This window comes from Nocardia jiangxiensis NBRC 101359, assembly GCF_000308615.1.
In the GTDB taxonomy this organism is placed as follows: domain Bacteria; phylum Actinomycetota; class Actinomycetes; order Mycobacteriales; family Mycobacteriaceae; genus Nocardia; species Nocardia jiangxiensis.
Map to the genome: position 1 here is coordinate 1 of NZ_BAGB01000161.1, position 12,954 is coordinate 12,954.

At 69.2% G+C, this 12,954-nt stretch carries 6 protein-coding genes; all 6 read right to left on the reverse strand.

Annotated elements, in window-relative coordinates; genetic code table 11:
- On the reverse strand, positions 1-1,539 hold a 1,539-nt coding region (locus ON40_RS38150), incomplete at its 3' end, for a beta-ketoacyl synthase (RefSeq protein ID WP_157186703.1).
- Complete coding sequence (locus tag ON40_RS38155; protein WP_040830281.1) at positions 1,536-8,183, reverse strand: type I polyketide synthase; 6,648 nt, start codon at positions 8,181-8,183, stop codon at positions 1,536-1,538. The genes ON40_RS38150 and ON40_RS38155, both read right to left, overlap by 4 nt.
- Positions 8,184-8,214: 31 nt before the next feature.
- Positions 8,215-8,820 (reverse strand): SGNH/GDSL hydrolase family protein, encoded by a 606-nt coding sequence (locus tag ON40_RS38160; RefSeq protein ID WP_040830282.1) that lies wholly within the window; start codon positions 8,818-8,820, stop codon positions 8,215-8,217.
- Positions 8,817-10,070: an NAD(P)/FAD-dependent oxidoreductase gene (locus ON40_RS38165; protein ID WP_040830283.1), complete on the reverse strand. Its 1,254-nt coding sequence runs from the start codon at positions 10,068-10,070 to the stop codon at positions 8,817-8,819. Before ON40_RS38165 ends, ON40_RS38160 begins: the two co-directional genes overlap by 4 nt.
- 143 nt (positions 10,071-10,213) lie before the next feature.
- A complete protein-coding gene (locus ON40_RS38170; RefSeq protein WP_245568177.1) occupies positions 10,214-11,890 on the reverse strand; it encodes an AMP-dependent synthetase/ligase in 1,677 nt (558 codons plus the stop codon).
- 87 nt (positions 11,891-11,977) lie between these two features.
- Complete coding sequence (locus tag ON40_RS38175) at positions 11,978-12,910, reverse strand: LysR family transcriptional regulator (RefSeq protein ID WP_040830284.1); 933 nt, start codon at positions 12,908-12,910, stop codon at positions 11,978-11,980.
- Positions 12,911-12,954 lie beyond the last annotated feature (44 nt).

Here is a 12,954-nt window from a genome sequence, read left to right on the forward strand (position 1 = left end):
GTCGATCACCCGGGCCGGGGCCTGCGGATGCTCGGTCCGCCAGCTGGGTACCGAGCGGCCCGCGTCGAGGCCGGTCTGATTGGCCAGCGCCTCGTCACTGAAGTAGCCGAACATGGTCTCGCCGGTGTAGAACGGCTCTCCCTCGACGGCGAGGGTGTAATCGAAGGTCTGCAACGAGGATCCGGGCAGCAGCGTGGTCGACAGCAGCCGCGAGGACTGCTGAATCGTGCTGTCCCGCAGATCGATTCGCCGCAGCAGTCGCGCGCTGCCGCCGAGGTTGCGCAGACTCAGCGTGGTGTCGCGCTGGGACAGCGTCGGCCCGGCGTAGTAGCCCATCAGCAGCGCCGCCTGCAACGAGGTCTCCATGTAGACGAAATGCGGCATGGATTCGTTGGCGGTGTCGCCGTAGTACCAGGAATCGGCCGGGGAGTCGTATTCGCTGGTGTAGGAGGGCCCGTCCAGGACACCACGCGTGCCGTCGAAGCTGAGCACCCGATCCACCAGCAACAATCCGCCGGTCGGCAACCGGGTCGCGCGGACCCCGGTGTACGGCGCGAATTCCGGTCCCATCGCGATGGCCTGATCGCCCCGGGACAGGTGCACCATGTGAAATTCGTTGAGCAGCAGGCCCGATACCGCCGCGCCCGGCCCTACTCCAGCACCGGGGGGTTCGGCCGCGGCGACCGTCACCGCCAGCGCCCCGGCCGCGGTGCGCGCGATTGCGTCCACGTGCGGCCGAGGGATCAGATCGACATCGCCGACCACCAACTCGATCCGGCCCGCGCCAGAGCCGTCTGCGCCGTCCACCGTCGCGGTCAGGGTGCAGCCGGACAAGCACAGGTGCAAACCGCAGAAGATCGCGAACACCTCGGCGGCCTGTACCGCCGCCGCCCGCACATCACCCTCGAATTCGGCAGCGACCCAGCCCTTTCCGTCGCCGCCCCGCAACTCCAGCGCTTCGATCCAAGTCAGGACCAGCGGCTGCGCGGTGGCCAGGCGGACCGCCGACACCACGCCCGCACGCCGGTAGGCCGGACCGAACACCTCGGTCACTTCGCCGCGGGTGAGTTGTTCCAGCGCAGCACGATCGAGCGTGGTGCGGGCGGATCGGGCGAGCGGTTTGAAGGCATCCTCCGCAGCGATCGCGGATCCACCAGCAGTAGCGGCGAGCCGACCCGGCAGTCGAATCGCAGCGTCGGCCGCGATCGTTGCGGAAGCTTCCGATGCACCTGGATCCGGTGTGGCAGTCGATGATCCGCCCGCGCAGGCCCGCTCCCACAGCGCCCGCTGCAACGCGAGCTGTGCGTCCAGCGCGGCACGGTGGGCGGCCACCACCCCGGCGCGAATTTCCGCCAACGCGCTCGACACACCGGGATGTCTTGTGGCCGAGCGCTTCTCGACCGCCATCGACGGGACGGCCACAGGCCGCCGATCGCCGATGCTGGTGGCCGGTGCCCGACCAGACTCCACCGCCTCGGTCCCGGCACGCGGCCCACCCGTGGGGTCGAAGGCGATTCCGTCGAACTCCAGCACTGTCATTTCTGCCACCGCCTCACCGAGCTTCGAAACTTCTCTGTCAGGTCCGGGGTGGTCACCACGGTGACGCCCGCGAACCGTTGCAACACTGTGCCGTTCAGGTCGGTCGCGGTCGCATCTATGCTCACCTCGAACGACCCGCCGCGCGGATTGTCGACCACCACCAGGAACGGCTCCCCCACCGGCAACCGCCCGTAGTACTCGGCCTTGCCGATTCCCAGCGGCAGGCAGGCCGCGTCGAGCAACCGGTGTCCCAGCACGGGCGGGCACTGCAGGATCAGATCCGCGCAGACCGGATCGTGCAGCCGTCCGCCGTACGAGCCCGCGCCGATTCGCGTGGCGGGCAGGACACATTCGAAGACCATCGCGGAGTCGGAGGCGCTGCGCACCCGGCGCAGCCCCTGCAGGGCCGGACCGTGGAACTGCACACCGTCCTGGTAGATCCATGCCGCACTGGACCCGGGTCCGGTCGGCACTGTCACCCGGGGTGAGCCCTCTGCCGTGCGAGTGCACACCACCGTGGCCCGGTAGTGGGTGGTGCGGCCACGGATCATGCGCACCTCCATCGTGACCGAATCACCCTCCGTAGCGGAGGGATCGACGACGATGTCGACCTCGTCCACCGGATGATCGAAAACGATCCCCTTGACGACCTCGAAATCGTGCACACCGGTGACGGTCAGCCCGGGTAACCGGCGTTCGGTGACGTTGATCAACGCACCGAGCGCGAAAGTCGCGGGCAGCACGATGTGCTCGCCGATGCGATGCGCGGCGATCACCGGCTCCTCGGTGAGCCCGGCGAAGGTCCGCCGCACCCGCGCCGGTGCGAGCGGAGGCGTGGCACTGGACAACGCCACCGCCTCACCGACCAGCACCACGGTGTCGGCGCGGTGCGCCGGAGTGAACTGTTCGGCGAAGGCCGCGGCCCCGGTTTCCGGTGCCAGCAACGGAATTCCGCGATCCCGGAAGTGCCGGCGCAGTTCGGGCGTGACCATCCCGCCGTCCCAGGCGCCCCAGTCGATCGCGACGCAATGGCAGTCCGGGTGGCGGGTGCGCCAGCTCGTCGCGAACCGGCACAGCGCCTCGTTGGCGGCCGCGTAATCGGCTTGTCCGGCATTGCCGAACAGTCCGGCGACCGAGGTGAACAGCACCAGATGCCGTGGCTGGTCCACCACCGCCAGGGCCGCAGCCAGTCCCGCGAGCTTGGGGCGCAGCACCCGGGTCACCGACTCCGCGGTCTTGTCCGCGATCATCGAATCGGCGAGAACTCCCGCGCCGTGCACGATCCCGGTCAGCGTGTCCCGCCACGGTTCGACCGCCGCACGGACCGCCGCGGCATCGGTGACATCGGCCGCCGCGTACACGGCTCGGTCACCGAGTTCGGCCAGGGTGGAACGGATCTCGCGGACGGCGCGCACCTCGGCGCAGCTCCGGTCGATCTCGCGCGGGGTAGTGCCGGTACCGGCAAGCGCGCGAACGGCGGCCGTTTTCAGATCCGAATCCGGCACGCCCGCAGCCCATTCCGGCTCCGGTGCGAGTTCGGTCCGGCCCAGCAGCACGAACCGCGCCGGACTGCGCCGGGCCAGCGCGAGCACACACAGTGCGGTCACGCCGCGCGCGCCACCGGTGACCAGCAGGACATCGTCGGCCGACAGCGTCGTCGGGTCCGGAACACGGTCCGGATCCACCCACGTCACCGTTGACGCGGGTGCATACCTGCTGGGCACCGGCGCGCGGCGCACGCCCGCCGCGTCTATGCCGATCTCGGCGGTGTCGGTGGCGGCGTCGAACAGTTCGGTCACCACCTGCGCCGCGGCCACCGTCGCGTCCACTGCCGGGTCGATATCGAGCGCCCGGCAGAACAGCGTGGGTTCCTCGGCCGCGATCGTCTTCACGATCCCGCCGATGCCGCCGAGCAGCGCGGACACCGGATCCTTGTCCCCGCGATAACCCAGTTCCCCGTCGAGTCGGGTCACGGTGACGAAGGCCGCCCGTTGAGTGGCCTGCCGCAGCTCCGGCACCGCACGACCGGCCGCGAGGATGGTCTCGGTCAGGACATCCTGTGCCGCTTGCCATTGCGTGGTTGTTCCGGCGACAACGAGGACCGCGTCCACCGGATCGGCGGCCAGCGTGGCGAGATCTGTCGTATGCCGTGCGGTCCAGCCCAGGCCCCGCAGCACGGCGATGAGCGCGGCGCAGTCGGCCTCGGTGTCGGCCCCGATCCCGAGCACCACCGCGAAGGCGTCGGCGGGATAGGGGTCGACGAGCGTGTCCACCGGTGCGACGGTGATCAGATCGACGGCGTGCCGCGGCGCACCGGCCGCGGCCTCAGCTTTTGGGTCCGCATCACCACCGGTGGTGTCCGCCAGGCGGGCGGCGATGAGATCCAGCGTGCGCAGGGTGCCCAGTTGCTCGGGACCGAGACTGGGCAGATCCGGATATCGCTCCTGCAAGGCTCCGATCACCTGCACCCGCTTGATCGAGTCGACTCCGAGATCCGCCTCCAGATCCATCGTCGGATCGACCATCTCCACCGGATAGCCCGTCTTCTCCGCGACCAGTTCCCGCAGCGCGGACCGCAATTCGTCCGCCGATGCGCCGGAGACCGGGCCCGATTCGGAGGCCGCGGAAGCGGAGGCAGCCGGTGTGGTGAGCGCGTCGGCCACCTGGTTCAGCGTACGCAGAGTGCCCAACTGCTCCGGGCCGAGACTCGGCAGATGCGGGAACCGCTCCTGCAACGCCCCGATCACCTGCACCCGCTTGATCGAGTCGACGCCCAGATCCGCTTCGAGATCCATTGCGGGATCGACCATCTCGACCGGATAACCCGTCTTGTCCGAGACCACTTCCTGCAGGGCGCGGCGCAGCTCGTCAGCGGTCGCCCCGCTCGCGGGCGTCGGTGCCGCGGCGGGAGCCGGAGCTTCGGTATCGGTACCGGCAAGCAGTGTCGCCACCTGGTCCAGCGTGCGCAGAGTGCCCAACTGCTCCGGGCCGAGGCTCGGCAAGTGCGGAAACCGCTCCTGCAACGCCCCGATCACCTGCACCCGCTTGATCGAGTCGACGCCGAGGTCGGCTTCGAGATCCATTGCAGGATCGACCATCTCGACCGGATAACCCGTCTTGTCGGCGACCACTTCCTGCAACGCACGACGCAACGTCGCCGCATCGGCCGTGGGTTCGGCGGCCGGGGCAGCACCATTCGACACCGTGTTGCTCGAAGCAGTGTTGTTCGATGCGGCACCGGCCGAAGTGCTCCCGTTGGCGGCCGGTATCGAGGTCGGGCGAGCCGGCTGCGATTCGATCGCCACAGCTGCCGGAATCGTCTGCCGCGCCGAACTTTCCGTGCCCGGGGCAGCGGACAGGGCGCGCGGTGCAGGCTGCGGCATCGCGGCGATCCGCTGTACCGGTGCGACCTCCACACCGCTCTCCAGCCCGGCCAGCTGCGCCAGTACCGAACTGGCCCGAGAATGGCTGTCGCTGATGGCGATTCCGTGTTCCTTCACCGCCTCGATGGCCCGGACGGTGCTCTCGTCCAAGCCACCCTGGCCGAGCGCACCGGCCAGGCTGCGGGCCAGATCCAGCTGGCCGTCGAGGTATTGGCGGTGGATGTCCAGATGCTGTACCAGCGCGGAGTCCAGTGCACTGTAGTCCGCGACAGCGGCGGCCCCGGCGTCGCGGTGGGGCGGTTGGGATGACACGAAATTCTCCGGTAGGTCGGCCGAGCGGACCACGGGCGGCTCGGCGGCGGGGACGATATCGTTCTGCGGCGCAACACCATTCGAGGGCGGCACCGGCGGGGCGGCAACCGGCTGCGGCGCTGCGGCGGCGGTGACCAGGTAGCCGTCGCCGAGAGCGGCGGCATGGGCGGCCCGGCGGGTGTCGGGCACATACTCCGGCGCGGAGAGGGTCACGGTCATGCCCCGCTGCGGCGCCGCGGCGGGCGCGGGCGCGGCATAGCGGTTGATCCCGCGAATGTCGAAGCCCAGCACCGCGAGTCGCACAGCTGCCCGCTTCAGGGTGAGGTCACCGTCGCCGATCGGCCCGGAGTCGGTGGCGATCGCGATCACCTCATCGCCGAGGGTGCGCCGCACCAGCGAGGTGAGAATCTGCTTGGGCCCGAATTCGACGAAAACGTTGCATCCGGCCGCGCGCATCGCGCTCAACGCGGACGCGAATTCCACCGGCTTGCTGAGCTGTCCGGTCAGGGTGGCCCGGTTCGCCGCGGCATCGTCGCCGTATCCCGCGTCCGGCGAGTTCGCGTAGACCGGGACAGCGGGTGCGCCGATCGGCACCTCGGCCACCGCCGCGGCGAAGCGATCCACCGCGTGCGCCACGTACGGGGTGTGGAAGGCGCCGGAGACCGGCAGGTCCCGGGTGGCGATCCCGCGCTCCGCGGCGCGGGCGGCCACCTCGGCGATTCCGGTGGCGCCACCGCCGACCACCACCTGATCGGGCGCGTTGTGGTTGCAGATCCACACATCGGCGACCCCGGCGATCAGCTCGGACACCACCTCCCGGGTGGCGCCGACCGCGGTCATCGTGCCCGCGTCCTCGCCCTCGGGCACCACCATCGCCGCGCCACGCGCCCGTGCCAGGGCGAAGTAGTCGTCAGTGGACACCGCGCCGGACGCCCACAGCGCGGTCAGTTCACCGAAGCTGTGCCCCAGCAGCCCGTCGGGCCGGAAGCCGAAGTCGTTCAGCACCCGGAACTGCCCGACCGCCAACGCACCGATCGCGGGCTGCGCGAAATCGGTACGGCGCAACAGGGTTTCCTGCTCGGCCTGTTCGTCCTCGTCGAATGCCGGAGCCGGGAACACCACGCTCGCCAGCCGCCGCGGGGCCTCGGCGAAGACCGCGTTGGCCGCGTCGAAAGCGGCGCCGACAGGTGGGTTGTTCAGCGCCGCGGTCGATCCCATATCGACGTACTGGCTGCCCTGACCGGCGAACAGCGCACCTGCCGTGCGCTGCGGCAGCGCCGCCGCGCGGTAGTGGATGCCCTCCGGATGATCCCAGGCCGCGGCGTCCGGATTGCGCAGCAGTTCCTCGACCGCCAGGTCCCGCAGATGTTCGGCGTGCTCGTCGTCGATGGCGACGAACCCGATCCGCGCGTGCTGCTCCGGAATATCGCCACCGTCGCCGGATTCGTTGGCGCGCACCGACTCTGCCAGACTCGCCGCATCCGGCGCATGCCACAGGTGCGCACGCGGCACCCGGTGCAGCACCTGCTGCCCGGACCGGTCGGCGTCGGCCTCTTCCAGCACCACGTGGAAGTTGGTGCCGCCGAATCCCATTGCGGAGGCGGCGGCGCGGCGCACCGGACGCTGCGGATCGAGAATCCACGGCCGGGTACGTGTGTTGACGTAGAACGGCGCAGTGCCCCAGTCGAAGTCGGTATTGGGCGCGGCCACATTGATGGTGCCCGGCAACACCTTCTGATGCAATGCCAGGGCCAGCTTCATCACACTCGCGGTACCGGCCGCGCCCTTGGTGTGGCCGATCTGCGATTTGACGCTGCCCAGCGCGGCGAACCGGGATTCCTCGGTCGATTCGGTCAGCAGCCCGTTCAGCGCGGTCAGTTCGGTCCGATCACCGACCGCGGTGCCGGTGGCGTGCGCCTCGATGAGTTCCACGTCGGCGGGCGAACATTCGGCGTCACGGTAGGCGCGATCCAGCGCGACCCGCTGTCCCTCGGCACGCGGTGCGTAGATGCTCTTGGAGCGCCCGTCGCTGGAGGAACCCAGCCCGCGGATGACCGCGTAGATCCGGTTCCCGTCGCGGCGCGCATCTTCCAGCCGGCGCAGCGCGAGCATGGTGATGCCCTCGCCGAGCAGGGTGCCGTTGGCCTCGTCGGAGAACGGGCTGATCCGCCCGGTCGGCGAGAGCGCGCCGACCTTGCTGAAGCACATGTAGATGAAGATGGTGTTCTCGGTGTCGACCCCGCCGGTGATCATCATGTCGGCGCGGCGGTCCTGCAATTCCGCGATCGCGGTGCGGATCGCGGCCAGCGAGGCCGCACAGGCCGCGTCGACCGTGCAGTTCATCCCGCCCAGGCCGAGCCGGTTGGCGACCCGGCCCGCGACCACATTGGCCAGCAGACCGGGGAAGGAATTCTCCTCCCAGGGCGCGAAAGCCGTCACGAACCGCTGGGCGATCGCGTCGGCGTCCCGCTCGCTCAGGCCCACCGACCGCGCCGCCTCCATGAGCACCGGCGTCGAGAGCCGGGCCGCGAGCGGGTGCATCAGCGGCACCGGGCCGGTGGTGCCCAGCACCACCCCGGTGCTCGCGGCGTCGTACCAGTCCGATCCGGCCGCCCCGGCATCGAGAAGCAGATCCCGCGCGACGCCCAGGCTCAGCGTCTGCATGGTGCTGGTGACCTCGAGCTGATTCGGCGGCAGGCCGAACTCCAGCGGATCGAAGTCCACATCGGGCAGGAACGCGCCGCGCCGCGAGTAGGTCTTGTCCGGCGCCGCCGGGTCGGCGTCGTAGTAGTCGTCGAGCTTCCACCGCGACGGCGGAACCTCCTGGATGCAATCGACACCGTCGACGATGTTCTGCCAGAACTGAACATGGTTGTGGGCTCTGGGCAAGAGCCCCGACATCCCGACGATCGCGATCGGGTCGCGCGCCAGGCGTCTGTCGTCCGTCACAGGGGAATCCTCTCGAACCTGGTGGGCCGCGTCAGGCGGCCACGGTGGTGGCGGTGGTCGACGAGATCGCTTCGGCCGCCGCGGCCGCGAAGACGCGATGCCCGAGCGAACTGGGGTGCAGGCCGTCCTCGGTCCACATCTCCGGGCGCGCCCACTCCGGGCGGGCCGCGATATCGATCAGCAGGGTGCCGGTCCGGGCGGTCACCTCGGCCAGCGCGGAATTGGCGTAGGCGAACCGCTCACGCAGCAGCTCCCGGAATCCGTCCGGAACCGGCAGTCGCGCCGGGATGTCCGGGTAGGTGGCGGTGAAAACCGTTGCGCTGCCTTCGTTCAGCGTGCCGAACACGGTGGCGAGGTTGTCCGCGAAGCGATTCCGGTCGTAGTCGCTGACCAGATCGTTCACCCCGACGACCACGCCGTACACCGCCGACCGGGCGGAAACCGCCGCGGGCAGTTGCTGCGTCACCAGAGTCGTGGTGGTCGCGCCGTGGGTGCCCAGATTGCGGACGGCCCCGCCCCGCAGGCCGAGCTGGCTGCCCAGGCGCGGCACCCAGCCGCGGAAAGCGCCGTCCGGCCGGACATCCCCGCGCCCCTCGACGAAACTGTCACCGATCGCGGTGAGCGCCACCCCGCTCATGCCGGTACTCCCGCGTCGCGGGTCAGGTGGCGGCGCTCGGACGGGAAGCCGACCTTCTCGTACAGCTCGGCCAGCTCGGCCTCGCCGAAGAACTTGTCCGGCGGATACAGCCCCGCGATCAGACCGAAGAACTTCTTGGAGTAGTCCGGGCTCATACTGGTCGCGCGGAACACCGAGTCGTAGTACGGGCTCAGCGACAGCTCCGAAATGCTCTGTGTCAGTTCGTAAGTGCTCGCACTCTGCGCGTCGCGCTCACGCTGGTACTCGGCAAGGGTCTGCTCGAACGGCCGTACCCCGGACAGGCTCTCGTCCACCAGATCCGACAGCAGCTGGGCGTACTTGAAGGCGTCGGTGATGCCCCAGCCGGTGAACGGGTCCTTGTGGTATCCGGCGTCGCCGACCAGCGCCCAGCCCGGTCCGAAGGAGCGGCGGCGGTAGTTGTCCGGGTACAGCATCGGCCGGAACGGCTCCACCCGCTTACCGGTATCCCGCAGCCGCGCACCGATTTCCGGGTCCACCTGGTCCACGATCTCCTGCACGCCGGCATCGGGATCGGCCCGGAACTCCCGGAACCGGTCGCGCTTGCGCATGACCGCCACCAGGGCCAGTCCGTCGTGCGTGGGCCAGGAGGCGAACTGCTGCTCACCGAATCCGGTGCGGTGCTGCATACCCCAGTCGACGCCCTCGTAGTAGGAGTAGAACACGAAGCACGCCGCCGGCGAGCCCTCGTAGACCTCGGCGCCGACCTGCTTGGCGACCGTGGAGTTGGCGCCGTCCGCGCCGATCACCAGCTTCGCCTCGAACTTGTGCTCGGCGCCGTCAGCGGTTCGGCCGCGCAGGCCGGTGACCCGGTCACCGTCGAATTCCAGTGCGCTGACGGTGAATCCCTCGATCACCTCCGCGCCCGCACCGCGCGCGGCATCCACCAGCATCTTGTCCAGTACGGTGCGCCGCGGGCAGTACACGGCGTCGATGCCGTCCGCCGACGGATCGGCCATCCCGTTGATCACGATGTCGGTGTAGGTGAAGTTCAGGTTCCGCACGGGCGGGCAACCGGTGGCCACCAGCTGGTCCAGCAGTCCCCAGGACTTCAACAGGCTCAGGCCCGCCTGGTGGATGTAGTGGGTGGAGACGGTGTCGCTCGGGAAGGTGGCGCGGTCCACGGCGAGCACGCGGTAACCCTTACGAGCCAGCAGCATGGCCAGCGGGGCCCCCGCGACGCGAGATCCGACCACGATGACGTCGTACATGTGCCCATCACTTTCGCTAGAGGAATTCCGGTTTCGAGTTTGTTCGCGATACCGTCCGAGAACTACCGGCGGACACTGCAATTCATCGGCCGATCGGCCTCGGCTATCGCGACGGAGAAGTTGATGAATGATTTGCGGCAGGTTCACTCACGCGCAACATAGAGCTGCCGAATATCGTCGGCATACGCTTCGGCGATGGCCGCCCGACGCAATTTCAGCGACGAGGTGAGCAGTCCGTTCGCAATCGTGAAGTCACCCGCGACGATCCGGAATGCGCGAATCGATTCCGCCCGGGAGACGAGCTCGTTGGCCTCGTCCACCGCCGCCTGCACGGCGGTGGACGGATCACTGTCCGGATGTTCGGCCCGCCACTGTTCGGCGCGTTCGGCGTCCAGGGTGACCAGGGCGGTGACATAGGCCCGGCCGTCCCCGAGCACCATGCAGTTGCTGACCAGCGGGTGCAGCCGCACCCGATCCTCGAGCGGCGTCGGGGCGACGTTCTTACCGCCCGAGGTGACCAGAATCTCCTTCTTGCGCCCGGTGATTCGCAGATGCCCGTCGTCGAGTTCACCGATGTCACCGGTGTGCAGCCAGCCGTCGGCATCGACCGGCCGCTGCTCGCTCGCCGCACCCCAGTACCCGGGCGTCACGTGCGGGCCGCGGACCAGAACCTCCCCGTCCTCGGCGGCGATGCCGACCGCGGTACCGGGAATCGGGCGGCCCACGGTGCCCAGCCGGTTGGTCTCCGGCGCATTGACGGTCACCGCGGTGGCCGCCTCGGTCAGGCCATAACAGTTGAGGATCACCACGCCGACCCCGGCGTAGAACCCGGCCGTCGAATCGTCCAGGGACGCACCGCCGGAGATCACATGGCGCAACCGACCGCCCAACGCCGAGGCCACCGGTTCGACGGGCAGCGCCGGATCGCGCCGCCGCAGCAACTCCAGCCCGCGCGTCACCGCCTCGCGCTCCGCGCCCTCGGCGAGCAACGTGCGGCAGTGCTTGCGAATCTTCTCCAGCCCGTAGGGAATCAGCGGCAGGAAGGTGGGCCGCAGCCGGGTCAGGGCCGGGACCAGATCCGGAATCCCCGGCAGCAGATAGGTTTCGGTGCCGCCGAACAGGCACGCGAACAGCATGGTCTGACCGAAGACGTGCGAGAGCGGCAATGCCAGCACGGTCGTCCCGTCGAACAGCGCGCCGGTCTGGCGGACGGTGTTGGCCGCGGAGGTGTACATGTTGCGGTGGGTGATCATGCAGCCCTTGGACAGGCCGGTGGTGCCGCTGGTGTACACGATCATCGCCAGGTCGTCGGCGCCCACGTCGGCGGTCGGCGCCTCCGGATCGGCGCTCACCGCGCCCTGCGCCCAGCGCGAGATCTCGGTGAAGGTGAAGACCGCGCCCGCACCGGCGGCCAGCAGCCGGACCGCGTCGTCGTCGGTCTCGGCGGCGAAATACGTACTGCCGCTGTCGGTCAGGATGTGCTCGATCTGGCTGGGCGAGGAGGTCGGGTAGATCGGTACCACGACCGCGCCCAGCGCCAGCACCGCGCAGTCGAGCAGAACCCATTCCATACTGGTGCGGCCCAGGATCGCGACCCGATCCCCGTGCCGCACACCGCGTTCAGCCAGCGCTGCGGCGACCGCCCGGATTCCGGTGTCCACCTCCGCCCGGGTCAGCACCGTCCCGTCCGGGTAGCCCAGCAGCAGCCGGTGCGGATCCTGCCGGGCGCCGCCGGAGACAATCGAGTACAAACTCTCGAAATCCGCCGGCTGGATTCCGTTCTCGGTAACCGATATCTCGATGCCTGAGACTGTATTCACGCCTCCGAATTCTTCTCGGCGGCGACAAATACTGTCCGGGTCGCGGGCGCATTCCTACCGCGCGAACGTCAGGGCCTATCGAAGTGGTCAGGCGGAAATCGCCGGGGCAGTATCGATCTCCGATTCCTCCGGAAACTCCACACAGTCCAGAAACAGCGAGACGGCCGGATTCGTCTCCTCGGCATTCCACACCGCATACAGATCGAGAGTAGGTACCGGATCCACCAGTTTCACCGCGACCGAGGTGCTGCCCGGCACAACCATTCCCATCGAGATCGCGCGCGGCAGCGAGGCGAAGCCGACCAGCGGGCGCACCGCGACCATATGCGCGGTGGCCCCCGGATCGTCGGCCATCTGGGCCACGGTCAGCGAGATGCCGTTGTCGGCCGCCGCCCGCAGGATCGAGTCGTACATCGCCGGGCACTGGTCCCGCGCGAACAGCACACACTGCTGGCTCGCCAACTCGGCGAACCGGACACCGGGCCGCTCCGCCCAGCGATGCAACCGGCCCACCACCGCCACGAGCGGCACCCGGTGCAGCAACCGGCGGTAGCGGAACTCGGCGGTGCCGGGATGTCCGTACACCAGCGCGATATCCAGTGAGCCGTCCGAGAGCCCGGCCAGTTGCGGCCCGGTTCGCTTCTCCCACAACGACACAACGATGTCGGGGTGGTCGGAGGCCATGCGGGCCAACGCCTTCGGCAGCACGTGGCGGCTGGCCGGGAGGTTGTAGCCGATGTTGAGGGTGCCCGACCGGCCCGCCGCGGTGGCCCGCGCCGAATGTGCCGCCCGCTCCAGTTGAGCGACGATCTGGCGGGCCTGACCCTCGAATTCCACTCCGGCCGCGGTCAGCCGGACATCATGCGAGTTGCGTGCGACCAGTTGCACGCCGAGTGATTTTTCCAGCTTCTGCAGCTGGGCGCTCAGACTGGGCTGAGTGAGGTGAAGGCGCTGCGCTGCGCGGCCGAAGTGTAATTCCTCGGCGATGGCGATGAACGAAACGAGATGTCGGATCTCCACAGCCGACTCCTTCCGTGGTACTCAGCACGCTAAGCCCGGGCAGG